Annotated in this window: 23 protein-coding genes; 15 read left to right on the forward strand and 8 right to left on the reverse strand. The window is 63.9% G+C overall.

The window, feature by feature from the left end; all coding sequences use genetic code 11:
- The 3 genes from ACIPZB_RS25475 to ACIPZB_RS25485 all read right to left on the reverse strand — a co-directional run bounded on the left by ACIPZB_RS25475 (position 1) and on the right by ACIPZB_RS25485 (position 4620).
- A complete protein-coding gene (locus ACIPZB_RS25475) occupies positions 1–1395 on the reverse strand; it encodes an ethanolamine ammonia-lyase subunit EutB (RefSeq protein ID WP_400643231.1) in 1395 nt (464 codons plus the stop codon).
- A 49-nt stretch (positions 1396–1444) separates the two neighbouring features.
- Positions 1445–2893, reverse strand: a complete 1449-nt coding sequence (gene eat, locus ACIPZB_RS25480) for an ethanolamine permease (protein ID WP_400643232.1) — start codon at positions 2891–2893, stop codon at positions 1445–1447.
- Between the two features lie 206 nt (positions 2894–3099).
- The gene (locus ACIPZB_RS25485; RefSeq protein WP_400643233.1) at positions 3100–4620 is read right to left on the reverse strand and encodes an aldehyde dehydrogenase family protein; all 1521 of its coding nucleotides are present in this window, start codon (positions 4618–4620) and stop codon (positions 3100–3102) included.
- A gap of 257 nt (positions 4621–4877) precedes the next feature.
- Between ACIPZB_RS25485 and ACIPZB_RS25490 the strand changes: the two genes are divergently transcribed.
- From ACIPZB_RS25490 to ACIPZB_RS25505, 4 genes are all read left to right on the forward strand, one after another.
- The gene (locus ACIPZB_RS25490; RefSeq protein WP_400643234.1) at positions 4878–6854 is read left to right on the forward strand and encodes a sigma-54-dependent Fis family transcriptional regulator; all 1977 of its coding nucleotides are present in this window, start codon (positions 4878–4880) and stop codon (positions 6852–6854) included.
- Positions 6855–6920: 66 nt separating this feature from the next.
- Entirely contained in the window at positions 6921–8270 is a 1350-nt protein-coding gene (mpl, locus tag ACIPZB_RS25495) for a UDP-N-acetylmuramate:L-alanyl-gamma-D-glutamyl-meso-diaminopimelate ligase (protein WP_008098339.1), read from the forward strand.
- Positions 8267–8896, forward strand: a complete 630-nt coding sequence (gene ubiX / locus ACIPZB_RS25500) for a flavin prenyltransferase UbiX (RefSeq protein ID WP_400643235.1) — start codon at positions 8267–8269, stop codon at positions 8894–8896. The genes mpl and ubiX overlap by 4 nt, the downstream gene beginning before the upstream one ends.
- Positions 8893–9180, forward strand: a complete 288-nt coding sequence (locus ACIPZB_RS25505) for a YceK/YidQ family lipoprotein (RefSeq protein ID WP_400643236.1) — start codon at positions 8893–8895, stop codon at positions 9178–9180. Before ubiX ends, ACIPZB_RS25505 begins: the two co-directional genes overlap by 4 nt.
- Positions 9181–9288: 108 nt before the next feature.
- On the opposite strand, the gene ACIPZB_RS25510 is transcribed toward ACIPZB_RS25505, so the two are convergent.
- From ACIPZB_RS25510 to ACIPZB_RS25520, 3 genes are all read right to left on the reverse strand, one after another.
- Entirely contained in the window at positions 9289–9933 is a 645-nt protein-coding gene (locus ACIPZB_RS25510) for an oxidoreductase (protein ID WP_008098334.1), read from the reverse strand.
- 27 nt (positions 9934–9960) lie between these two features.
- Positions 9961–11694 carry a C13 family peptidase gene (locus tag ACIPZB_RS25515; RefSeq protein ID WP_400643237.1) on the reverse strand — a complete coding sequence of 578 codons (1734 nt, stop codon included), beginning with the start codon at positions 11692–11694 and terminating at the stop codon, positions 9961–9963.
- A gap of 131 nt (positions 11695–11825) precedes the next feature.
- The gene (locus ACIPZB_RS25520; protein ID WP_008098330.1) at positions 11826–12281 is read right to left on the reverse strand and encodes a MaoC family dehydratase; all 456 of its coding nucleotides are present in this window, start codon (positions 12279–12281) and stop codon (positions 11826–11828) included.
- Positions 12282–12426: 145 nt separating this feature from the next.
- Here ACIPZB_RS25520 and ACIPZB_RS25525 point away from each other — a divergent pair, with 145 nt between their 5' ends.
- From ACIPZB_RS25525 to ACIPZB_RS25535, 3 genes are read left to right on the forward strand one after another with little or no spacing between them, the layout of a single operon-like run.
- The gene (locus tag ACIPZB_RS25525; RefSeq protein ID WP_400643238.1) at positions 12427–12789 is read left to right on the forward strand and encodes a CidA/LrgA family protein; all 363 of its coding nucleotides are present in this window, start codon (positions 12427–12429) and stop codon (positions 12787–12789) included.
- Positions 12786–13502 carry an LrgB family protein gene (locus ACIPZB_RS25530; protein WP_400643239.1) on the forward strand — a complete coding sequence of 239 codons (717 nt, stop codon included), beginning with the start codon at positions 12786–12788 and terminating at the stop codon, positions 13500–13502. The genes ACIPZB_RS25525 and ACIPZB_RS25530 overlap by 4 nt, the downstream gene beginning before the upstream one ends.
- 9 nt (positions 13503–13511) lie before the next feature.
- Positions 13512–14102, forward strand: coding sequence for an LON peptidase substrate-binding domain-containing protein (locus tag ACIPZB_RS25535; protein WP_400643240.1), 591 nt, complete (start codon positions 13512–13514; stop codon positions 14100–14102).
- 108 nt (positions 14103–14210) lie between these two features.
- Here the strand turns inward: ACIPZB_RS25535 and ACIPZB_RS25540 are convergent, their stop codons facing one another.
- Together ACIPZB_RS25540 and ACIPZB_RS25545 are read right to left on the reverse strand one after the other, a co-directional pair.
- Complete coding sequence (locus tag ACIPZB_RS25540) at positions 14211–15527, reverse strand: bifunctional DedA family/phosphatase PAP2 family protein (protein ID WP_400643241.1); 1317 nt, start codon at positions 15525–15527, stop codon at positions 14211–14213.
- A 3-nt stretch (positions 15528–15530) separates the two neighbouring features.
- Entirely contained in the window at positions 15531–16223 is a 693-nt protein-coding gene (locus ACIPZB_RS25545; RefSeq protein ID WP_400643242.1) for a DNA-3-methyladenine glycosylase, read from the reverse strand.
- Between the two features lie 294 nt (positions 16224–16517).
- On the opposite strand from ACIPZB_RS25545, the gene ACIPZB_RS25550 reads away from it, so the two are divergent.
- The 8 genes from ACIPZB_RS25550 to ACIPZB_RS25585 are packed head-to-tail and all read left to right on the forward strand — an operon-like array spanning position 16518 to position 24468.
- The gene (locus ACIPZB_RS25550; RefSeq protein WP_400643243.1) at positions 16518–17789 is read left to right on the forward strand and encodes a glutamate-5-semialdehyde dehydrogenase; all 1272 of its coding nucleotides are present in this window, start codon (positions 16518–16520) and stop codon (positions 17787–17789) included.
- Between the two features lies 1 nt (position 17790).
- The gene (gene nadD, locus ACIPZB_RS25555; RefSeq protein ID WP_400643244.1) at positions 17791–18450 is read left to right on the forward strand and encodes a nicotinate-nucleotide adenylyltransferase; all 660 of its coding nucleotides are present in this window, start codon (positions 17791–17793) and stop codon (positions 18448–18450) included.
- A gap of 44 nt (positions 18451–18494) precedes the next feature.
- Entirely contained in the window at positions 18495–18917 is a 423-nt protein-coding gene (gene rsfS / locus ACIPZB_RS25560; RefSeq protein ID WP_008090423.1) for a ribosome silencing factor, read from the forward strand.
- Between the two features lie 9 nt (positions 18918–18926).
- Positions 18927–19394 (forward strand): 23S rRNA (pseudouridine(1915)-N(3))-methyltransferase RlmH, encoded by a 468-nt coding sequence (rlmH, locus tag ACIPZB_RS25565; RefSeq protein ID WP_008090421.1) that lies wholly within the window; start codon positions 18927–18929, stop codon positions 19392–19394.
- Between the two features lie 16 nt (positions 19395–19410).
- Entirely contained in the window at positions 19411–21300 is a 1890-nt protein-coding gene (mrdA, locus tag ACIPZB_RS25570) for a penicillin-binding protein 2 (protein ID WP_400643245.1), read from the forward strand.
- Positions 21301–21338: 38 nt separating this feature from the next.
- The gene (gene rodA, locus ACIPZB_RS25575) at positions 21339–22442 is read left to right on the forward strand and encodes a rod shape-determining protein RodA (protein WP_400643252.1); all 1104 of its coding nucleotides are present in this window, start codon (positions 21339–21341) and stop codon (positions 22440–22442) included.
- A gap of 17 nt (positions 22443–22459) precedes the next feature.
- The gene (mltB, locus tag ACIPZB_RS25580) at positions 22460–23470 is read left to right on the forward strand and encodes a lytic murein transglycosylase B (protein ID WP_400643246.1); all 1011 of its coding nucleotides are present in this window, start codon (positions 22460–22462) and stop codon (positions 23468–23470) included.
- Positions 23470–24468 (forward strand): septal ring lytic transglycosylase RlpA family protein, encoded by a 999-nt coding sequence (locus ACIPZB_RS25585; protein WP_400643247.1) that lies wholly within the window; start codon positions 23470–23472, stop codon positions 24466–24468. Before mltB ends, ACIPZB_RS25585 begins: the two co-directional genes overlap by 1 nt.
- Positions 24469–24688: the final 220 nt, after the last annotated feature.

The raw sequence follows: 24688 nt of genomic DNA on the forward strand, positions 1-24688 counted from the left end.
CTATGCCAGCTGCGCCAAGGCCTGGCGGAACGCCGGCGGAAGGTTGTCGCCGAAGCGTATCCGGCCATCGGCCTGGGTGAAAATGCCGGTGCGCTGCAACCAGGCCTCGAATTCCGGCCCGGGCTTGAGGCCCAGGGTCTGGCGCGCGTACAGCGCGTCGTGGAACGAGGTGGTCTGGTAGTTGAGCATGATGTCGTCGGAACCGGGGATGCCCATGATGAAGTTGATCCCGGCCACACCCAGCAGGGTCAGCAGGGTATCCATGTCGTCCTGGTCGGCTTCGGCGTGGTTGGTGTAGCAGATGTCGCAGCCCATCGGCACGCCAAGCAGCTTGCCGCAGAAGTGGTCTTCCAGACCTGCGCGGATGATCTGCTTGCCGTTGTACAGGTACTCCGGGCCGATGAAACCGACCACGGTATTGACCAGAAACGGCTTGAAGTGGCGGGCCACGGCATAGGCGCGGGTTTCGCACGTCTGCTGGTCGACACCATGGTGGGCATTGGCCGACAAGGCACTGCCCTGGCCGGTTTCGAAGTACATGAGGTTCTGTCCGAGGGTGCCACGCCCCTGGGACAGGCCGGCCTCATAGCCTTCCTGGAGCACGTTGAGGTTGATGCCGAAACTGGCGTTGGCGGCCTCGGTGCCGGCAATCGACTGGAACACCAGGTCCAGGGGCACGCCGCGGTTGATGGCTTCGATCGAGGTGGTCACGTGGGTCAGCACACACGCCTGGGTGGGGATGTCGTAGCGCTGGATGATGGCGTCGAGCATTTCCAGCAAGGCGCAGATCGAGGCGATGCTGTCGGTGGCCGGGTTGATGCCGATCATGGCGTCGCCATTGCCGTAGAGCAGGCCGTCGAGAATGCTGGCTGCGATGCCGGCCGGCTCGTCGGTGGGGTGGTTGGGTTGCAGGCGGGTCGACAGCCGCCCGCGCAAGCCCATGGTGCCGCGAAAGCGGGTGACCACGCGGATTTTCTGGGCCACCAGCACCAGGTCCTGCACGCGCATGATCTTCGACACCGCAGCGGCCATTTCCGGCGTCAGGCCTGGGGCCAGGGCGCGCAGGCTGTCTTCGTCGGCCTCTTCGCTGAGCAGCCAGTCGCGCAGGCCACCCACGGTGAGGTGGCTGACCGGGGCAAACGCTTGGGCGTCGTGGCTGTCGATGATCAGCCGGGTCACTTCATCGTGTTCGTAAGGGATCAGCGCTTCGTTGAGAAAGTGGCTGAGCGGGATATTGGCCAGGGCCATCTGCGCGGCCACCCGTTCGCCGTCGTTGGCGGCGGCAACGCCGGCCAGATAGTCCCCGGAACGTGCCGGGCTGGCCTTGGCCATCACGTCCTTGAGGCTGTCGAAGCGATAGACCAGGTGGCCCACCGTGTGTACGAAACTTGCCATACAGAATCTCCAGGGCGCCGCGGGGCTTGCCCGCGGCGGGTGTCGACGATCAGTGCAGAGCCTCTTCGGCTTTCTGGATCGCGGCGAATTCCTCTTCCGGTGTACCCGCAACCAGGTGGTGGCGGCTGTAGAACGCAAAGTAGGCGATCAATACCGCATAGATCACTGCGGCGCCAACCACCACCCGTGGGTCGACCAGGAAGCCCGCGACCACCGCGATGCAGGCCAGCACCAGTGCCACCCCCGAGGTGAAGATGCCGCCTGGGGTGCGGTACGGGCGCTCCATCTTCGGCCGGCGGATACGCAGGGTGATGTGCGCAGCCATCATCAGTACATAAGACAGCGTAGCGCCGAACACCGCGACCAGGATCAGCAGGTCGCCCTGGCCGGTCAGTGACAGGGCAAAACCAATGATGCCGGGGATGACCAGGGCCAGTACCGGCGCCTTGCTCTTGTTGGTCTCGGACAGTTTGCGCGGCAGGTAGCCGGCACGGGATAGGGCGAAGATCTGCCGCGAATAGGCGTAGATGATCGAGAAAAAGCTGGCGATCAGGCCCGCCAGGCCCACCAGGTTGACGAAGCTGCCCATCCAGGTGGAACCACCGTATGCCTTGGCCAGTGCCTCGACCAGCGGGTTGCCGGAGGCCTTCAGCGCTTCGGCACCGGCAGCGCCTGGGCCAACCACCAGGATCAGCAGGGCGAAGGCCAGCAGCACCAGCATTGCGCCAATCAGGCCGCGTGGCAGGTCGCGTTTCGGGTTCTTGGTTTCCTCGGCCGCCAGTGGCACGCCTTCTACCGCCAGGAAGAACCAGATGGCGTAGGGGATGGCCGCCCACACCCCGACATAGCCGAACGGCAGGAAGCTGCTGGCGCCCACCGCGTCGGTCTGGGCGATGTCGAACAGGTTCGCTGCATCAAAATGGGGCACCATGCTCACCAGGAACACGGCCAGGGCGATGGCGGCGATCGCGGTGATGATGAACATCAGCTTGAGCGCTTCACCGACGCCAAAAATGTGGATGCCGATGAACACGACGTAGAACGCCAGATAGATCATCCAGCCGCCGATACCGAACAGTGACTGGCAGTAGGCGCCGATGAACACGGCGATGGCGGCGGGGGCGATGGCGTATTCGATCAGGATCGCCGTACCGGTGAGAAAGCCGCCCCACGGGCCAAAGGCGCTGCGGGCAAAGCCGTAGCCGCCGCCTGCGGTGGGGATCATCGACGACAGTTCGGCCAGCGAGAAGCACATGCACAGGTACATGGTGGCCATCAGCAAGGTGGCGAGGAACATGCCACCCCAGCCCCCCTGGGCCAGGCCGAAGTTCCAGCCGGCGTAGTCGCCAGAGATCACGTAGGCGACGCCCAGGCCCACCAGCAGGACCCAGCCGGCGGCGCCTTTTTTCAGTTCACGTTGCTGGAAATAGTCCGAACCGACTTTTTCGAAGTCGACGGATGCACCTGCCGGCGTGCCGGCGGAATGATCGCTTGGCATAGATTCACCTGTTTTTCTTTTTGGTGGCCGGAGGGGTTCCGGTCGTTGGTGATGGGTGTTGCAGGAAGCGAGCCAGAGGTTTTATTGGGGTGGCTGTACCGGCCCTATCGCCGGCAAGCCGGCTCCCACAGGTGGAGCACTGTTCTCTTTGTGGGCGCTGGCTTGCCGGCGATGGGCTGCAAGGCAGCCCCCGAGGCCGGCTCGGTTTAGAAGAAGCCCAGCGGGTTGATGTCGTAGCTCACCAGCAGGTTCTTGGTCTGCTGGTAATGGTCGAGCATCATCTTGTGGGTTTCACGGCCAACGCCGGACTTCTTGTAGCCACCGAACGCGGCATGCGCCGGGTACAGGTGGTAGCAGTTGGTCCACACGCGGCCCGCCTTGATGCCGCGGCCCATGCGGTAGGCGCGGTTGATGTCGCGGGTCCAGACACCGGCACCGAGGCCGAACTCGGTGTCGTTGGCGATTGCCAGGGCTTCGGCTTCGTCCTTGAAGGTGGTGACGCTGACCACCGGGCCGAAGATTTCTTCCTGGAACACGCGCATCTTGTTGTTGCCTTTGAGCAGGGTCGGCTGGATGTAGTAGCCGGTGGCCAGCGAGCCCTCCAGTTTTTCCACCTTGCCGCCGGTCAGCAGCTCGGCGCCTTCATCCTGGGCGATCTGCAGGTACGAGAGGATCTTCTCGAACTGCTGCTGCGAGGCCTGGGCGCCGACCATGGTGTCGGTGTCCAGCGGGTCGCCGCGCTTGATCTGCAGCACCTTCTTCATCACCACTTCCATGAACTGCGGGTAGATCGACTCCTGTACCAGTGCGCGCGATGGGCAGGTGCACACTTCGCCCTGGTTGAAGAACGCCAGCACCATGCCTTCGGCGGCCTTGTCGATGAAGCTTGGCTCGGCCTGCATGATGTCTTCGAAGTACACGTTCGGCGACTTGCCGCCCAGCTCGACGGTGGACGGGATGATGTTCTCGGCGGCGCACTTCATGATGTGCGAGCCCACCGGCGTGGAGCCGGTGAAGGCGATTTTGGCGATGCGCTTGCTGGTGGCCAGCGCTTCACCCGCTTCGCGGCCATAGCCTTGCACCACGTTGAGCACGCCCGGTGGCAGCAGGTCGCCGATCAGCTCGACCAGTACGGTGATGCCCAGCGGGGTCTGCTCGGCTGGCTTGAGCACCACGCAGTTGCCGGCGGCCAGGGCCGGCGCGAGTTTCCAGGCGGCCATGAGGATCGGGAAGTTCCACGGGATGATCTGCCCGACAACGCCCAGCGGCTCGTGGATGTGGTAGGACACGGTGCCTTCGTTGATTTCGGCCGCGCCGCCTTCCTGGGCGCGGATGCAGCCGGCGAAGTAGCGGAAGTGGTCGACGGCCAGCGGGATGTCGGCGTTGAGGGTTTCGCGGATGGGTTTGCCGTTGTCCCAGGTTTCGGTGATGGCCAGGATTTCGAGGTTCTGCTCGATACGGTCGGCGATCTTGAGCAGCACGTTCGAGCGATCCTGCACCGAGGTGCGACCCCAGGCGTCGGCTGCGGCGTGGGCAGCGTCGAGTGCCTTGTCGATGTCTTCGGCAGTGGAGCGGGGGAATTCTGCGATCAGTTTGCCATTCACCGGGGAGGTGTTTTCGAAGTACTGCCCCTTGACCGGAGCTACGAACTCACCACCGATGTAGTTGCCGTAGCGGCTCTTGAAGGTAACCTTCGCGCCCTCGGTACCGGGATGTGCATAACGCATGGTGTGTCTCCTGGTTAATTGTGTTTGTTGAGGAGTTAACAAGCGTAGAGCAAAGGTTGGGCCAGTGTGGCAAGCCCCAAGGAAATCAATGACTTGGGACATTGCTCAGCACTGACCAGTCAGCCCTTGTGCCAGGGCTGGCACGGCCAGGGGTGACACTTTGTACCGTTTGCGACACGCCGGATGACGGTGCATTGCAAAGCCCGGTGGGGTGGAGGATGCTGAAGCGAGTCTCTATCTGCGGAGAACAACAACTAATGCAGAACAATCACTTCAGTCGCCATGCCCAGCAGGTGCATACCGTCGCCCGCGGCGAAGCCGGCAGCGATCCATCGATTGCCCGCTCCTGGCTGCGCTGCCTGGAGGACTACCACCTCGATCCTTCGGTGATCGAGGCACCGGTGGTGCTCGAGCATGGTCGCCTGCTGGAAAGCCGCGAGCGCCTGCATCAGGTGCTGAAAATCGCCGATGGCGAAATGAACAGCCTGCATCAGCAGCTTTCCGGTGCTGGTCATGCGGTGTTGCTGACCGATGCCCGCGGGGTAATCCTCAACTGCGTGACCGCGCCCAATGAGCGGCGCAACTTCGAGCGCGCCGGGCTGTGGCTGGGCGCCGACTGGAGCGAGGCCAGCGAAGGCACCAACGGCATCGGCACCTGCCTGGTCGAGCGCCAGGCGCTGACCATCCACCAGAACGAACATTTTCGTGGTCGCCATACCGGCCTGACCTGTTCGGCCAGCCCGGTGTTCGACCCCCATGGCGAGCTGCTGGCGGTGCTCGATGTGTCTTCGGCGCGGCCGGACGTGTCGCGCCAGAGCCAGTTCCACACCATGGCCTTGGTCAACCTCTCGGCGAAGATGATCGAGAGCTGTTACTTCCTGCGCCATTTCGAGCAGCAATGGTTGCTGCGCTTCCACTTGCAGGCCGAGTCGGTCGGCTTGTTCAGCGAAGGCTTGCTGGCCTTCGATGGCAATGGCCGCATCTGTGCAGCCAACCAGAGCGCCCTGAATCTGTTGGGCAGTATTCGCGGCGGCGTGCTGGGCAAGCCGCTGGAGCGATTCTTTGCCTGTAGCCATGACGAACTGTTCAGCCGCGCCACGACCAACGGCAGCACGGCCTGGCCGCTGCGCACCCGCGATGGCCGGCAAGTGTTCGCCAGCCTGCGTGGCCAGGCGCGGGCGCCGTTGTGGACGGTGCCGGCCAGCTTGCCAGAGGCCCGGCGCCCGGCCGATCCCGGCATCTGCCTGCTGGACCCGGCGCTGCAGAATGACTTCCGCCGTGCCGTGCGGGTGTTCGAGCGCGATGTGCCGTTGCTGCTGTGCGGTGAAACCGGCAGCGGCAAGGAGGCCTTCGCCCAGGCCGTGCACCAGGCCAGCCAGCGTCGCGGCAAGCCATTCGTGGCGGTCAACTGTGCGTCGATCCCGGAAAGCCTGATCGAGAGCGAGCTGTTTGGTTATCGCGGCGGCAGTTTCACCGGTGCCCGCAAGGAAGGCATGCGCGGCAAGCTGCTGCAGGCCGATGGCGGCACGTTGCTGCTGGATGAGATCGGCGACATGCCGCTGGCGCTGCAAACCCGCCTGCTGCGCGTGTTGGAGGAGCGCCAGGTGGTGCCGATCGGCGGCGAGGCACAGGCGGTGGATGTGCGTATCGTCAGTGCTACCCACCGGGACTTGCTGGAGCGGGTGGAGCAGGGCAGTTTCCGCGAGGACCTGTACTACCGGCTCAATGGGCTGGAGGTGGCGTTGCCGGCGGTGCGCGAGCGCAGTGACAAGGCCCAGTTGCTGGACTTCCTGCTACGCCAGGAGGCGCAGGGGCAGCGGGTCGAACTGGAGCCCAGGGCGCGTCAGGCGCTGCTGGACTTTGCCTGGCCGGGTAACGTGCGGCAGATGCGCAATGTGTTGCGCACGTTGGTGGCGTTGTGCGAGCACGCGTACATAGGGTTTGCCGATCTTCCGGCGATCATCTCGAAAAATGCTGGCGAGGGCTTTGCCCTCGATCGCCGGCAAGCCGGCTCCCACAGGTCGGGGGCCGCCCTTGAAGCAGGCGCTGTCCCTGTGGGAGCCGGCTTGCCGGCGATAGGGCCAGTCCTGCTTGAGGATGCCGAGTGCCAGGCATTGCTGTCAGTACTGGAGGCAAAACACTGGCACCTGACCCGCGTCGCCGAGCACTTGGGCATCAGCCGCAATACCTTGTATCGAAAACTGCGCAAACACGGCATTGCCAGGGGCGCCTGAGCGAAACAGCGGGTGCGATTTCCCCCGCCCTGGGCTACCCTGCCTCGAAGTTTTGCGAGGTCGACCATGCATATTCATATTCTCGGTATTTGCGGCACTTTCATGGGTTCCCTGGCGGTGCTGGCCAAAGCGCTCGGCCACCGCGTCACGGGCTCCGACGCCAACGTCTATCCCCCGATGAGCACCCAGCTCGAGGCCCAGGGCATCGAGCTGACCCAAGGCTACGACCCGGCCCAGCTGGACCCGGCGCCGGACCTGGTGGTGATCGGCAACGCCATGTCGCGGGGCAACCCGGCGGTGGAGTATGTGCTCAACAAAGGCCTGCCTTACGTGTCCGGCCCGCAGTGGCTGGCCGACCACGTGCTGCAGGGGCGTTGGGTGCTGGCAGTGGCCGGCACCCACGGCAAAACCACCACCAGCAGCATGCTGGCCTGGGTGCTGGAGCACGCCGGCATGAGCCCGGGCTTCCTGATCGGGGGCGTGCCGCAGAACTTCTCGGTCTCGGCGCGTCTGGGCGATACCCCGTTCTTCGTGGTCGAGGCCGACGAATACGACAGCGCGTTCTTCGACAAGCGCTCGAAGTTCGTGCATTACCACCCGCGCACCGCGATCCTCAACAACCTCGAGTTCGATCACGCGGATATCTTCCCTGATCTGGCGGCCATCGAACGGCAGTTCCATCACTTGGTACGCACCATTCCAAGCGAGGGTCTGGTCATTCATCCCACCACCGAGCAGGCCCTGGAGCGGGTGATCGGCATGGGCTGCTGGACCCCGGTGCAGACCACCGGTGAAGGCGGCCAGTGGCAAGCACGCCTGCTGAGCGCCGACGGCTCGCGATTCGAAGTGCTGTTCGAGGGTGAAGCGCAGGGTGTGGTCGACTGGGCTTTGACTGGCCAGCACAACGTCGCCAACGCCCTTGCGACCCTGGCTGCCGCTCGCCATGTGGGCGTGGTGCCGGCGATGGGCATCGAGGGCCTGAGCGCCTTCAAGAGCGTCAAGCGCCGCATGGAGAAGGTCGCCGAAGTACAGGGCGTGACCATCTACGATGACTTCGCCCACCACCCGACCGCCATCGCCACCACCCTCGACGGCCTGCGCAAGCAGGTAGGCGAGGCGCCGGTGATCGCGATCATCGAGCCACGCTCCAACTCGATGAAGCTGGGTGCCCACCGTGACGGCTTGCCGGAGAGCGTCAACGACGCCGACCAGGTGATCTGGTACGCGCCTGCGAACCTGGGCTGGGACCTGGGCGCCACCGCCGCGCAATGCAAGGTGCCTAGCGTGGTGGCCGATAGCCTTGAAGCGATCATCGAGCGGGTCAAGGGCCAGGCGCGGCCGGGTACCCATGTGGTGATCATGAGCAATGGCGGCTTCGGCGGCCTGCACGGCAAGCTGGCCGAGGCCCTGAAGTGAGCGGGCCGGAACGCATTACCCTGGCCATGACCGGCGCCTCCGGGGCGCAGTATGGCTTGCGCCTGCTCGACTGCCTGGTGCGCGAAGACCGAGAGGTGCATTTCCTCATCTCCAAGGCTGCGCAGTTGGTGATGTCGACCGAGACCGACGTGGTGTTGCCGGCCAAGCCTCAGGCCATACAAGCGTTTCTGACCGAGTACACCGGTGCTGCGGACGGGCAGATCCGTGTGTATGGCAAGGAAGACTGGATGTCGCCGGTGGCCTCGGGCTCCGGCGCCCCGGCGGCGATGGTGGTGGTGCCTTGCTCTACTGGCACCCTGTCGGCCATTGCCAGCGGCGCCTGCAACAACCTGATCGAGCGTGCGGCGGACGTTACCCTCAAGGAGCGTCGCCAGCTTATTCTGGTGCCACGCGAGGCGCCGCTGTCGACCATCCATCTGGAGAACATGCTCAAGCTGTCGCAGATGGGAGCGGTGATCCTGCCTGCAGCGCCAGGCTTCTATCACCAGCCGCAGACCATCGATGACCTGGTCGATTTCGTGGTGGCGCGCATTCTCAATCTGCTGAACATCCCGCAGGACATGTTGCCGCGCTGGGGTGAGCACCATTTCGGGGTGGATGATTGAAGCGTTCGCTGGCCGGGTTGCTGGCCGCGAGCTTGCTCAGTGGCTGTGCCACGGTACGCACGCTGGATGCGAACAAGCCAGGGGCACCGGTGGTGTATGCCGGCACCCGGCTGGACCTGTATGTGATGAAAGGGGGTTGCTGCCCGAAGGATCATTTCGGTGCCGAGGCGCCGGCATATCCGGGGCTGGACCTGCCCGGCAGTGCGTTGCTGGATACCTTGTTGCTGCCGCTGTCACTGCTGACCGCGGCCGGGATCGGCTTCCAGGCTACGGGTGGTCTGTAAAAAGCTATCGCCGGCAAGCCGGCTCCCACAGGGACTCCACTGAATTCGAATACGGTGGAGTACCTGTGGGAGCCGGCTTACCGGCGATAGGGCCCTTGCAGACGAAGGCTATTTCTTGCCCAGCTTGCGCAATTCATCCGACTCGATAATCCGAATCCCGTCTTCCTCTTCCAGCGCCAGACGCCACAGCGCTCGCGCCAACGTGCACGCCTCGATCCCCCGATACTTGCCCGGCATCAATCGCGAAAACGGTGATGCCAGCCGCTCGCCCAGGCGCGGCTGAATTCGCTCGCCCAATAGCAGCGATGGCCTGACGATCGTCAGCTGCGGCCAGTCCAGCGCTTTGAGCGCCTCTTCCATCTCGCCTTTGACCCGGTTGTAGAAAATCGGCGACTTCGGGTCGGCGCCGATGGCACTGACCACCAGCAGATGCCGCGCGCCCATTTCCCGTGCCCGCTTGCTGAAGGCCACCACCATGTCCAGGTCGACGGCGCGGAACGCTTGTTCCGAACCGGCTTGCTTGAGGGTGGTGCCAAGGCAGCAGTAGGCGATATCGACGCGCCCGGCCAGCTGCGGGAGAAACACCGCCGGGTCGCCAACCGGGTTTTCCAGGTGCGGATGAGCCGCCAGCGGCCGACGAGTCGGCGCCAGCACGCGGCTGATGGTGGGTTCGTTGAGCAGGCGGTCAAGCAGATGTTCACCGGTAAGGCCCGTTGCACCGGCAAGCAGGACATGCTGAGGCGTCAAGTACATGATGTCTCTCCTGTGTTACACACAAGCTTAGTGGGTGCCAGGTGTTTTTTCCTGTTCCTGCGCCTGGGCTTGTGTGGCATTGCGCAAGGCTTCTTCCGCTTGTTGCTGGCGCAGGCGCTTCCAATGTGCCAGTACTGCGGGCGGGGCCCAGATCTGTGGCTCCGAGGCCTCGAAACCTTCCCTTCCTTCACGTTCGGCAACGCTGCTGCGCGCCAGTTCGAACGCCTGTTTCAAATCATCGGTCTGGTTCAATGCCTCGGCGAACAGGGCGTCGCCAAAGTAAGTGAAATCGGCCTCTTCCGAGCAGCCGAAGGACACTCGGTCGGCACGCGCGGCGGTCATGATCACGGTGCGATCGTCTTTGAGCGGCGCGATATAACCGCCGGAATAGCAGGCGGAGATGACAATTATCTTGTCGCGGTCCTTGAGCGGGGCCAAGGCGCTGGCCAGCTCATCGGCGGGCAGGTCGGCCAGCTGAAAGCGCGGCTGATCGAGCACCAGTTGGTGGTCCGCGCTGCCGTGGCTGGTCAGGTAGATGAACACCAGGTCTTCCGGGCCGCTGCGTTCGGCCAGGGTGTGGGCGGCGCGGGTCAGGTTCTCGCGGGTGGCCATGGGCCGGGTCGTCATCTGGTCGCGGTGGTTGACCAGGGTGACCTGGCCGCGGGCCCCGAAACGCACCTTGAGCATATTGCTGACATAGTCGGCTTCGCGCAGGAACACGCTCTGCTGGCCATCGCCCGCCAGCACCAGGCTGTACAGCTGGATGGGCGGGGCCGAGCGGGGCACGCGGGCCAGGGCTTCTTCGAGCAAACGACCTTGGTTGAGCAGGGCCAGGTCCAGTGGGTCAGGCAGCAGCTTGCCCTTTTGGTCGCGCACGCGCACACCGTTGACCCAGTAGCCGCTTTCGACCTTGCCATTGGCCAGGGTCAGTTTGCCTTGACCGTGGTAGGCATCGTTGTCGAAGCCGCCGATGTATTTGCTGCCATCAGGCAGTTGCAGGCTGCCGTGGCCAGAGAGGCGCCAGTCGACGAAGTTGCCCTTGTAGTGGCTACCGTCGCTGCCCAGCAGTTCGCCTTCGCCGATCAGCGCACCGTCCTTGAACTCGCCGATCCACACATCGCCGTCGGCATTCTCGTAGCGGCCGCGGCCCTCAAGGCGGTTGTCCTTGAACTCGCCGATGTACTGTTCGCCATCGACACTGTCGTAGGTGCCGCTGCCTTGCAACTGGCCGTCGACGAAGCGGCCGCTGAACTGGTTGCCGCTGGCATCGCTGCGCACGCCGGCACCGTTGGGCTTGCCCTTGGCGAACAGGCCCTGGTAGCGGCTGCCGTCGGCCAGTTCGAGCTGGCCCGCACCCTCGTATTGGTCGTCCTTGAACTGGCCACGGTAGGTCTGGTCGGCCTGCTTGAGCGCGCCTTCGCCATCACGTCGGCCATGGCTGAAGGTGCCGGCGTAGTGGCTGCCGGGGGTGGTCAGGTCGCCCAGGCCCTGGAACAGCCCGGCGGCGAACTGGCCGCGATAGACCTCGCCATTGCTGCCGTGCCACTCGCCCTGCCCATGCCATTGGCCGTCCTTGAAGCCGCCGGCGTACCAGCTGCCATTGGGGTAGTCGATGCGTCCTTCGCCCTGTAGCAGGCCGTCCACTACCTGCCCGCGATAGCGGCCGCCGTCAGGCAAGCGCGCGTCCGGTGGCGACAATGCTTCGCCATCACCACAAGCGGCGAGCAGCAGGGTCAGGGCGAGTGGGAGCAGTGGACGCATGGCGGAATCCGGGCAATAGGTCTGCCGAGTATGCCGCAGAATGGTGCGCTATAGGTATGGCTGACCGGGCGGACGGGGTCTTGGCCAAGCCTGCTCCATCAGGCAGCAGGCTGGGTCACGAACAGGCTTTGTCAGACGAAGCAGAGCGACAAAGGTTCGGCAATGTAGGCGGGTTTCTCTTCGCCTTCGATTTCCAGGGTCACCGTGGCCTTGAGCAGCCACTGTCCGGGCTTCTTCTCGGTCACTTGGGCCAGTTCGACCTTGAGGCGCACATTGCTGTCGACCTTCACCGGTTGAATGAACCGTACGCTGTCCAGGCCGTAATTGACGACCATCTTCATCCCTTCGGGCAGCACCAGGACGTCCAGCATCAATTTGGGTATCAACGACAAGGTCAGAAAGCCGTGGGCAATGGTGCTGCCAAACGGGGTTTTCGCCGCTTTTTCCGGGTCGACATGAATGAACTGGAAATCGCCGGTGGCCTCGGCGAACAGGTTGATGCGTTGTTGATCGATTTTCATCCAGTCGGAACGTCCCAGTTCCTTTCCAACGTATTGCGACAACTCGTTTACCGGTACAAGGGGCATCACGACTCTCCAGGTTCTTATTTGGTACGACAGTGCTAGATCAGCACGACTTGCTGGCTCAGTCAAGTTGGCCCGCTTTGCGGCGAATATCGGCTTATAGGGGGGGCCGTGCTTATAATGGCCAGCATGCCCGAAGGAGATTCTTATGCTGTTGCGTGGTTTGACCTGGCTGGTGCTGTTTCAGCTGCTGGGTACTGCAATCAATCATCTGTGCGTACCGATGTTGCCGGGGCCGATCATCGGCCTGCTGCTATTGCTGTTCTTCCTCATGGCCCGTGGTGAGGTGGGCAAGCCGCTGAACGAGGCGGCCAGTAGTCTGCTGCGCTACCTGCCGTTACTGCTGGTGCCGCCGGCGGTAGGGGTCATGGTCTATGCCAAGGACATTGCCGCTGACTTCTGGGCCATTGCTGGCGCATTGTTGATTTCCTGCCTGGTCACCCTGGTATTCGTCGGTGTGCTGATGCAAAAGCTCATGCAGCGCCAAGGTAAGCGCGGGGAGCCGTCATGATGCTCGATTGGCAGGGCGCGCTGGATGCGGTTGTGCACCATCCCTTGTTCGGTATCGGCATCACCCTGGCCGCCTATCAGATCGTCCTGGCCGCCTACGAGCGCACGCGCTGGATCTTCCTGCAGCCGGTGCTGGTGTCCATGGTGCTGGTGATCGCGGTGCTGCTGGTGTGCGGCATCGACTACCGCGAATACCGCAAGAGCACCGAAATCATGAACATCCTGCTCGGCCCCGCCACCGTGGCGCTGGCCGTGCCGCTGTACCTGAACCTGCGGCGTATCCGTCAGCTGTTCTGGCCGACATTTACTACGCTGGTAATCGGAGGCCTGTTCGCCACAGTCTGTTGCCTGCTGCTGGGCTGGTGGTTCGGGGCCGAGCACATGATTCTGATGACCATGGCGCCGAAGTCGGTTACCTCGCCCATCGCCATGCTGGTGGCCGAGCAGATTGGCGGCGTGGCGGCCTTGGCAGCGGTGTTCGTGCTGATTACCGGGGTGATCGGGGCCATTTTCGGCCCTGCGCTGTTGAGCCGCTTTGGTGTGCACAGCCCCGAGGCACGGGGCATGTCACTGGGCGTCACGGCGCATGCCGTGGGCACCTCGGTGGCCCTGCAGGAGAGTGACGAGTGCGGCGCGTTTGCCGCGTTGGCGATGAGCCTGATGGGTGTGGCCACGGCGGTGTTCCTGCCGTTGGCGGTCAGCCTGGTGGCTTGAGGAATTGTGATGACGCTACCGCTGTTTCCGCTCGATACCGTGCTGTTTCCCGGCTGTCTGCTGGATTTGCAGATTTTCGAGGCGCGCTACCTGGACATGATTGGTCGGTGCATGAAGCAAGGCACAGGCTTTGGTGTGGTGTGCATCCTCGAAGGCGAGCAGGTCGGCAAGGCGCCACCGGTGGTCGCGTCGATCGGCTGCGAGGCGCTGATCCGTGACTTCGTCCAGCAGGACAATGGCTTGCTGGGCATTCGCGTGGAAGGGGTGCGGCGTTTCGAGCTGAGCCAGACCGAGGTGCAGAAGGATCAACTGCTGCTGGGCGAGGTTCACTGGCTGCCGGAACAGCCGGACAGCCCCCTGACCGAGCAGGATGACGACCTGCTGGCGCTGCTGGTGGCCCTGGGCGAGCACCCGATGGTCGAAGCCCTGGACATGCCGCGGGATGTCGACGGGCGCCAGGCGCTGGCCAACCAGCTGGCTTATCTGCTGCCGTTCATGGAAGAGGACAAGCTGGACCTGCTGGCGATCGACTCGCCGGCCGAGCGCCTGGCCGAGATCCAGAAGCTGCTGGAGCGGATTCAGGGTGAGTTGTTTGCCTGAGTGACTTTCTGGCGTCTCTACTGGCCCTATCGCCGGCAAGCCGGCTCCCACAGGAATGCAGTGGGGTACCTGTGGGAGCCGGCTTGCCGGCGATAGGGCCGCTACAGGTCAATACTGATAACGCAGCAGTGCCTGCGGCAACGCATGCATGGCAAAGAACGCCAGCAAGGCGATGCAGGCCGGCAACACCAGCCACCAGGCCCGCTGCGGCAGTGCACTGAGTGGCTGACGGTGCTGCACCAGCGTCAGGCTGAGCGCACACACGCAGCAGGCCAGCAAAGCCCCCGCCATGATGTCAGTCGGCCAGTGCGCCCCCAGGTATACCCGCGACAAAGCGATCGCCAGCGCCGGTATGCACCCCAGCAGTATCCACGTCAGGCGCATGCGCGGTGGCTGACCGCGCCCCGCCAGCACCGCCATCACCAGAAAGAACGCAAACGACGCCGAGCTGTGCCCGCTGGGCATGCTGTAGCTGGTCAATGGGTCGCTCAGCACTTCGGGCCGGGCGCGGGCGAACAACCATTTCAACGTGCCATTGGCGATCGCCGTGCCCATCAGCGCACCGCCCGCGAACAACGCATGGCGCCATTGGCGCGCGAGCAGCAGCAGGCCGGTCAGCAGCCCGCCGAGGAACAGCTGGGTACGGAAGTCGCCCAGGCGAGTCACCAGCACCACACTGCCGTCGAGGGCCTGGCTGCGATGTTCCTGCACCAGGGTCATCACCCCTTGATCGAACTCGTGCAGATACGGCCACCCCAGGAATAGTCCGGCCAAAGCCAGGAAGCTCAGGCCGGCGATCAGTCGCGTACCGTGGCGCTGGTCGCGAATGCTGCTGTTCAGGCTCAGGCCGATCACCACCGCCAGGGTGCCGGCGATGATGCCTGCATCCAGCCAGAAGCCTTCCGGCAGTGGCAGGCGCATGGCCGCGCCGGTGGCCCAGCCGGGCAGCAGGTACGCTACCGACCAGCCCGCGCCGGCCACCAGGCTTACCACGATGAAACGAGGTAGCGGCATGTCGAACATCCCCGCTACCATCGGCAGCATCGGCCGTAGCGGGCCGATGAAACGGCCTACCAGCAAACTGGCGATGCCATAGCGATGGAAGTAGGTCTCGGCGCTGCCGATCCATTCAGGGTGGTGACGCAGCAGCGGCAGGCGTCGAATGTTCTGGTGGAAGTACTTGCCGATGGTGTAGGACAAAGCGTCGCCGAGCAGGCCGCCAAGGAACCCCAGCAGCAAGGTTTCGCCGAGGGTGAAGGCGCCACTGCCGGCCAGCACCGCTACCGCGAACAGCAACACGGTACCAGGCACGATGATGCCGGCGATGGCCAGGCACTCGATGCAGGCCACCAGAAAAATCGCCAGGCCAAGCCACTGTGGGTTGGCGCTGAGCCAGCCGGTCAGGCTGTCGAGCCATTGGCCCATGCTTTAGCTTCCTTGTTGGAGAATGAAGAAGTCTTGCCCTTCGACTTGCCCCCGGCGCAGCGGGTTCCGGGTGCAGAAACGGGCGTATTCGGCGTCGACGAAGCGGTACGGCAGGTGCTCGTCGCGGCCATGGGGGATGCCCAGGCGGGCCGCCTGGATCACCTGTGGTACGGCGATGCCGCAGTCCTCGACGTAGAGACGCTCAGGGTCGAAGCGCTGGGCATCCCATTGCGGCACCTTCAGGCCCATGGCCCGGCACAGCAAGGTCTGCCCGGCGCACAGGCGCTCCGGTGGGCGCAGGTTACCGCTGGCGTCGGGGTTGTTCAGTTGCATCTGTGTCAGGCTGTTGGCCGTGGAGATGGCGTCTACCCAAGGGTAGGCGGACTTGATCAATACCGCGTTGCCTGGGCCCTGGGCACTGAAGTTGAGCGAATCGCCGCCGCGGGCGTAGTACATGTAGATATGCCCGCCGTCGAGAAACAGCGCCTTGCGCTTCTCCGTGTAGCCGAGGGAGGCGTGGCTGCCCTTGTCGGCCAGGTAGTAGGCCTCGGTCTCGATGATCCGCGCGGCCAGCCACAGGTCTCCGTGGCGGTGACGGATGACCTTGCCCAGCAGGGCCTTGGCCAGGGCTTGGGCGTCCTGGTCGAAGAAACTGTCGGGCAGGGCGCGGGCAGGGCAGGGGGCTGTATCTGGCATGCTGGCGGTTCGTCAGGGTGAAGGCGCGGATGATAGCAACGAATCGCTTAACCGAGGCTGAACCACAAAGATCGAGTTGGCCCTGTCGCCGGCAAGCCAGCTCCCACAAATCCCCTGTGGGAGCCGGCTTGCCGGCGATAGGCCGGACCTGCAAGAGGACATTTCGATAAGCGCAGTTACATCTTTCCTGGTTTTGGCGATGACCATTTTCGACCATCCGCCACCCGCCGCTGGGCGTACACCTGCGCGACAGTTATAATCAGCCGATTTCCCCTTCGCCAAGACACCGAACCCATGACTGAGTCCGTTCTTGACTATATGACCCGCTTGGGTCGCGCCGCTCGCCAGGCTTCCCGGGTGATCGCCCGCGCCAGTACCGCGCAGAAGAACCGCGCCCTGCAGGCCGCCGCCGATGCCCTGGACGCCGCGCGTGTCGAGCTTGCCGCAGCCAACGAACTGGACTTGGCCGCCGGCCGTGCCAATGGCCTGGAGCCGGCGCTGCTGGACCGCCTGGCCCTGACCCCGGCACGCATCGATGGCATGATCACCGGCCTGCGCCAGGTGGCCAGCCTGCCGGATCCGGTCGGCGCCATCCGCGACATGAGCTATCGGCCGTCGGGTATCCAGGTCGGCAAGATGCGCGTGCCACTGGGCGTGATCGGCATCATCTACGAGTCGCGTCCGAACGTGACCATCGATGCGGCCAGCCTGTGCCTGAAGTCGGGCAATGCCACGATCCTGCGGGGCGGTTCCGAGGCCATTCACTCCAACCGCGCCATCGCCACCTGCATCCAGCGTGGCCTGGCCGAGGCCGGCCTGCCGGCAGCGGTGGTACAAGTGGTCGAGACCACCGACCGGGAAGCGGTCGGCGCGCTGATCAGCATGCCCGAGTTCGTCGATGTCATCGTCCCGCGCGGTGGCCGTGGCCTGATCGAACGCATCAGCCGTGATGCACGCGTGCCGGTGATCAAGCACCTGGACGGCATTTGCCACGTCTATGTCGCCGAGCACGCCGACCTGGACAAGGCCTGGCGCGTCGCCTTCAACGCCAAGACCTACCGTTATGGCATCTGCGGCGCGATGGAAACCCTGCTGGTCGACCAACGTGTGGCCGCAGCTTTCCTGCCGGAAATGGCCCGCCGCTTCCAGGACAAAGGCGTCGAACTGCGCGGCTGCGAACGCACCCTTGCGCTGATCGATGCCAAGCCGGCCACTGAAGACGACTGGCACACCGAGTACCTCGACGCGATCCTGTCGATTCGTGTGGTCGACGGCCTGGACCAGGCTATCGAGCACATCAACCACTATGGCTCGCACCACACCGATTCGATCATCACCGAGCACCAGGGGCAGTCTCGCCAGTTCATGGCCGAGGTCGACTCGGCATCGGTGATGCTCAATACCCCGACCTGCTTCGCCGACGGTTTCGAGTACGGTCTGGGCGCGGAGATCGGCATTTCCACCGACAAGCTGCACGCTCGCGGCCCTGTCGGCCTGGAAGGCCTGACTTGCGAGAAATACGTAGTGATCGGTGACGGCCAACTGCGTGGCCAGGAGTCCTGCTGAGTTGAGCAAGGCCCAGGCAGTCCGGCGCATCGGCATTCTTGGCGGTACTTTCGACCCCGTGCACATCGGCCACCTGCGCAGCGCGCTGGAAGTGGCCGAGTTCATGGCGCTCGATGAGTTGCGCCTGTTGCCCAATGCCCGCCCGCCACACCGCGATACCCCGCAGGTGGCGGCGCAGGACCGCCTGGCAATGGTGCGCGAGGCGGTGCAAGGCGTCGAGCGCCTGACTGTCGATGCCCGGGAGCTGGAGCGCGACAAGCCGTCGTACACCATCGACACCCTGGAATCGATCCGCGCCGAACTGGGCGCCAACGACCAGCTGTTCCTGGTGCTGGGCTGGGATGCCTTTTGCGGCCTGCCTGGCTGGCACCGCTGGGAAGAGCTGCTGCAACACTGTCACATCCTGGTGCTGCAACGCCCAGATGCCGACGTTGAACCAACTGACGAGCTGCGCAACCTGCTGGCTGCGCGCTCCGAGAGCGATCCCACCGCCATGTCCGGCCCGGCGGGGAATATTTCGTTCGTCTGGCAGACGCCGCTCGCGGTGTCGGCTACACAGATCCGACAGCTGCTGGCCAGCGGCAAATCGGTGAGGTTCCTGGTGCCGGACGCCGTACTGGCCTATATCGAGGCGCACGAACTGTATCGTGCCCCTAACTGACGGTGCCCCAGGGCGCCTCATTCAAACGAGTCGAAGAGTTTTTTATGAGCAAGCAGAAAATCAATGGCGAAGACCTGGTCAAACTGACCATCAGCGCGCTGGAAGACGTCAAGGCCCAGGACATCCAGGTCATCGACGTGCGCGAAAAGCACAGCCTGACCGACTACATGATCATTGCCACCGGTACCTCCAATCGCCAGATCAACGCGATGCTGGAAAAGGTCCGTGAAGCCGTCAAGAAAGAAGGCGCGCAGCCGCTGGGCGAAGAAGGCAAGGGCGACAGCGACTGGGTGCTGCTGGACCTGAACGACGTCATCGTGCACATGATGACCGCCGCTGCCCGCCAGTTCTACGACCTGGAGCGCCTGTGGCTGGGTGCCGAGCAGAGCCGTGCCGCCGATGCCAAGCACCACAGCCCGGAAAACGCCAGCGACTACTTCACCGACAAGCTCAAAGACCGGGAATAAGGAAGCGTCGTGCGTCTGCGTCTGATCGCGGTCGGCTCGCGCATGCCCAAATGGGTCGAGGAAGGCTGGCATGAATATGCCAAGCGCCTGCCCCAGGAGCTGTCGCTCGAGCTGGTGGAAATCCCGCTGAACACCCGTGGCAAGAATGCCGACGTCGCCCGCCTGATCCGTCAGGAGGGCGAAGCCATGCTGAGCAAGGTGCAGCCTGGGGAACGCATCGTCACGCTCGAGGTCCATGGCAAGCCCTGGAGTACCGAGCAGCTGGCCACAGAGCTGGACCGTTGGCGCCTGGACTCGCGCACGGTGAATTTGATGGTGGGCGGCCCGGAAGGGCTGGCGCCTGAGGTCTGCGCGCGCGCTGAGCAACGCTGGTCGCTGTCGCCGTTGACCCTGCCGCACCCGTTGGTAAGGATACTCATCGGCGAGCAGATCTATCGCGCCTGGACCGTGTTGTCCGGGCACCCTTACCATAAATGAGCCTGTAAGCAGTCCGATGTCGCAGCCGATCCGTCTCAAGGACCACGAGAAAGACGCCCGCTTGGTGCGCAACCGCGTCGTGGTCGGCGCAGTCGCGATCGTGTTGCTGATCTGTGTACTGATTGCACGCTTGTATTACCTGCAGATCATTCAGTACGACTATCACTCCACGCTGTCGGAGAACAACCGGGTGCACGTGCAGCCGATTCCGCCGACGCGCGGGCTGATCTTCGACCGTAACGGGGTGATCATCGCCGATAACCGGCCCAGCTTCAGCTTGTCCATGACCCGTGAACGTGCGGGTAACTGGCAAGAAGTGTTGGACAACATCGTCGAAGTGCTGGAGCTCACCCCCGACGACAGGGCGCTGTTCGAGAAGCGCATGAGGCAGGGGCGGCGACCGTTCGAACCGGTACCGATCCTGTTCGAGCTGACCGAAGAGCAGATCGCTCGTGTGGCTGTGAACCAGTTCCGCCTGCCAGGCGTGGAAGTGGTTGCCCAGCTGGTGCGTCATTACCCGCAAGGGGCGCATTTTGCCCATTCGGTCGGCTATGTCGGGCGGATCAACGAGAAAGAGCTCAAGACTCTCGACCCGGTCAACTACAGCGGCACTCACCATATCGGCAAGACCGGTATCGAGCGCTTCTACGAAGACGACCTGCACGGCCAGGTCGGCTACGAGGAAGTCGAGACCAACGCGCGAGGGCGGGTGCTGCGGGTGCTCAAGCGCACCGATCCGAAGCCGGGCAAGGACATCGTACTGAGTCTGGACATCAAGCTGCAGGAAGCCGCCGAAGCCGCCCTGGGCGGTCGCCGTGGCGCGGTCGTGGCGCTCGATCCGCGTACCGGTGAGGTGCTGGCGATGGTCAGCCAGCCGAGCTTCGACCCCAACCTGTTCGTCACCGGCATCAGTTTCAAGGCCTATGCCGAACTGCGTGACTCGATCGACCGGCCGCTGTTCAACCGTGTACTGCGCGGCCTGTATCCGCCGGGTTCGACCATCAAGCCGGCAGTGGCCATCGCTGGCCTCGACAGTGGTGTGGTCAATGCCGGTAGCCGGGTATTCGACCCAGGCTACTACCAGCTGCCCAACTACGATCACAAATACCGTAACTGGAACCGCTCCGGTGATGGCTGGGTCGACCTCGACACCGCGATCATGCGTTCCAATGACACCTATTTCTACGACCTTGCCCACAAGATGGGCATCGACCGCTTGTCCACCTACATGAACAAGTTCGGCATCGGCCAGAAGGTCGCCCTCGACATGTTCGAGGAGTCGCCTGGCCTGATGCCTTCGCGTGAGTGGAAGCGCGCCACCCGCCGCCAAGCCTGGTTCCCGGGCGAAACGCTGATTCTCGGCATCGGCCAGGGCTACATGCAGGCCACCCCGCTGCAGCTGGCCCAGGCCACTGCGCTGATCGCCAACAAGGGTGTATGGAACCGCCCGCACCTGGCCAAGACCATCGAAGGCCAGCCGCCGGTGGACCCCAACCCGATGGAAGACATCGTCCTGCGCGACAAGTCCGACTGGGCCAAGGTCACCCATGGCATGGAGCAGGTGATGCACAACGCCCGGGGTACCGCGCGCAAGGCCGCGGCCGGTGCCCAGTACCGTATCGCCGGCAAGAGCGGTACCGCTCAGGTGGTGGCGATCAAGCAGGGCGAGAAGTACGACCGTAACAAACTTCAGGAGCGCCATCGCGACCACGCCTTGTTCGTCGCCTTCGCCCCGGCCGACGCGCCGAAGATCGTGGTGTCGGTGATGGTCGAGAACGGCGAATCCGGGTCCGGCGTCGCGGCCCCCGTGGTGCGGCAGATCATGGACGCCTGGCTGCTCGACGAGAACGGCCGGCTCAAGCCTGAATTCGCCCCTGCCACCGTCGCTCAGGAAACGGCCCCGTGAAAAACAACTTCGATCGCATGCTCTCCAGCGAGGACGTGATGCGTCGACGCGCCAGCTTTCTGCAGCGCATCCACATCGACGGCCCCTTGCTGGTCATCCTCCTGACCCTCGCGGCCGGCAGCCTGTTCGTTCTCTATTCGGCCAGCGGCAAGAACTGGGACTTGCTGATCAAACAGGCCACCTCGTTCGGCATCGGCCTGGTGTCGATGTTCATCATCGCCCAGCTTGAACCGCGCTTCATGGCGCGCTGGGTGCCGCTGGCGTACCTGGCCGGGGTATTCCTGCTGATCGTGGTGGACGTGATGGGCCACAACGCCATGGGTGCCACGCGCTGGATCAACATTCCCGGGGTGATCCGCTTCCAGCCCTCGGAATTCATGAAGATCATCATGCCAGCGACCATCGCCTGGTACCTGGCCAAGCGCACCTTGCCGCCGCAGCTGAAGCACGTGGCCATCAGCCTGGTGCTGATCGGCGTGCCGTTCATTCTCATCGTCCGCCAGCCCGACCTGGGCACCGCACTGCTGATTCTCGCCTCCGGTGCCTTCGTGCTGTTCATGGGCGGCTTGCGCTGGCGCTGGATCATCAGCGTGCTGGCTGCCGCAGTGCCCGTGGCCGTGGCCATGTGGTTCTTCGTCATGCACGACTACCAGAAACAGCGCGTGCTGACCTTCCTCGACCCGGAGAGCGACCCGCTGGGCACCGGCTGGAACATCATCCAGTCCAAGGCGGCGATCGGCTCGGGCGGGGTGTTCGGCAAGGGCTGGCTGCTGGGCACCCAGTCGCACCTGGACTTCCTTCCTGAAAGCCACACCGACTTCATCATTGCGGTGCTCGGCGAGGAATTCGGGCTGGTCGGTATCTGCCTGCTGCTGATCGTCTACCTGCTGCTGATCGGTCGCGGACTGATGATCACCGCCCAGGCCCAGACTCTCTACGGCAAGCTGCTGGCGGGCAGCTTGACCATGACCTTCTTTGTATACGTGTTCGTCAATATCGGTATGGTCAGCGGCCTTCTGCCCGTGGTGGGCGTGCCGCTGCCCTTCATCAGCTATGGCGGAACTTCGTTGGTGACGCTGCTGTCAGCGTTTGGCGTTCTGATGTCGATCCATACGCACCGCAAATGGATCGCACAGGTTTGAATAAGGTGAAGAATTTCATGCAAGCAGTGCGTAACTGGGCTGCCCGTTGTGCGCCGTGGATCGGTGCGGTGGGCCTGTTCAGCGCTGTCCAGCTCGCTCATGCCGGCGACTACGACGACTCGCCCCAGGTGGCCGAGTTCGTCAGCGAGATGACTCGCGACTACGGTTTTGCCGGTGAACAATTGATAGGCGTGTTCCGTGAGGTGCAGCGCAAGCAGTCGATCCTCGACGCCATTTCGCGCCCGGCCGAGCGGGTCAAGCCGTGGAAGGATTACCGGCCGATGTTCATCACCGATGCGCGTATCGCGCGCGGGGTGGACTTCTGGCGCCAACATGAGGCGGTGCTGGCCCGTGCCGAGCAGGAGTACGGCGTACCGGCTCAGTACATCGTCTCGATCATCGGAGTGGAGACCTTCTTCGGCCGTAATACCGGCAACTACCGCGTCATCGATGCGCTGTCGACCCTGGGCTTCGATTACCCGCCCCGTGCCGAATTCTTCCGCAAGGAGCTGCGCGAGTACCTGCTGCTGGCGCGTGAAGAGCAACTCGACCCGCTGACCCTCAAGGGCTCCTACGCGGGCGCCATGGGTCTGCCGCAGTTCATGCCGAGCAGCTTCCGCAATTACGCGGTGGATTTCGACGGCGACGGCCACATCAATATCTGGAACAACCCCGACGACGCCATCGGCAGCGTGGCCAGCTACTTCAAGCAACATGGCTGGGTGGCCGGGGAGGGCGTGGTCAGCCGCGCCCAGGTCAGTGGCGCACGTGTCGACGAGGGGCTGACCACCGGTATCGAGCCGGCGAAGACGTTCGGGGAGTTGCGGGCACTGGGCTGGTCGAGCCATGATGCGCTGCGCGATGATCTGCCGGTTACCGCCTTCCGCCTGGAGGGCGAAAACGGCCCCGAGTACTGGATGGGCCTGAAGAACTTCTACGCGATCACTCGCTACAACCGCAGCGTGATGTATGCCATGGCGGTGCATCAGCTCGCGGAACAGCTGGTCCAAGCACGGGGCGTCAAGTAATGCGCGCAATCTTCACTGCCAACACCTTCAAGCTGCTGACCTGCATGGCCGTCGGCGCGCTGCTGGCCAGCTGTTCCTCCAGCGGCCCGACCTCCAAGCCAAGCGGCAATACCGTGAGTTCCAAGCCCGGGCTGGATATCAACCGGGCCCACAAGGACGGCGCGCCGTGGTGGGACGTGGACGTGAACAAGATCCCAGATGCCACGCCGACCGTGCATACCGGGAACTACAAGGCCAACCCTTACACGGTGCTGGGCAAGACCTACTACCCGATGCAGGACTCGCGCAACTACCGCGCCGAGGGCACCGCATCGTGGTACGGCACCAAGTTCCACGGCCAGAACACCGCCAATGGTGAGCTGTATGACCTCTACGGCATGAGTGCGGCGCACAAGACCTTGCCGTTGCCGGCCTACGTGAAGGTGACCAACCTGGCCAACGGCCGCAGCGTGATCCTGCGCGTCAACGACCGTGGCCCGTTCTATTCCGACCGCATCATCGACCTGTCCTATGCCGCCGCCAAGAAACTGGGCTACGCGGAGATCGGTACTGCGCACGTGCGCGTCGAAGGCATCGATCCGCAGCAGTGGTGGGCCCAGAAAGGCCAGCAACCGCCATTGGTGCTCAAGGAGCCTCAGGTCGCGCAGACCCAGGCGATTGGGGCCAATACCGGGCGGGTCGAGCAGTGGACTCCGCCGCCACAACAGCATGCGGCGCCGGTGGTACCGGTGCAGGTGGGCGGCAACAACGTGCCGGGCGCCAACGGTGGCAGCTTCCTGCAGGTGGGGGCCTTCGCCAACCCGGACGCCGCCGAGTTGCTGCGCTCGAAGCTCAGCACCATGGTCAGCGCACCGGTATTCATCAGCTCCATCGTGCGTAACCAGCAGACCCTGCACCGCGTGCGCCTGGGGCCTATCAACAGCCAGGGCGAGATCCAGCAGACACAAGACAGCATTCGCCTGGCGAACCTTGGGCAGGCCAAGCTGGTCACAGACTGACTGTACCGGCCTCATCGCCGGCAAGCCGGCTCCCACAGGGACCCCACTGGTTTCGCGCTCCGTGTGGGAGCCGGCTTGCCGGCGATGAGGCCAGTAAATGGCACCGCCAAACTGTCGGTTTTGTCATGAATTGCCGGGCGCGGCCATGTACAATGCCAGCTTTTGCGCGTTGCGCCAGGCTGCACTGCAGCCTCCAAAACTAGACTGACTGGCGCTGGGC

It is taken from the genome of Pseudomonas sp. NPDC089396, from assembly GCF_044749545.1.
In the GTDB taxonomy this organism is placed as follows: domain Bacteria; phylum Pseudomonadota; class Gammaproteobacteria; order Pseudomonadales; family Pseudomonadaceae; genus Aquipseudomonas.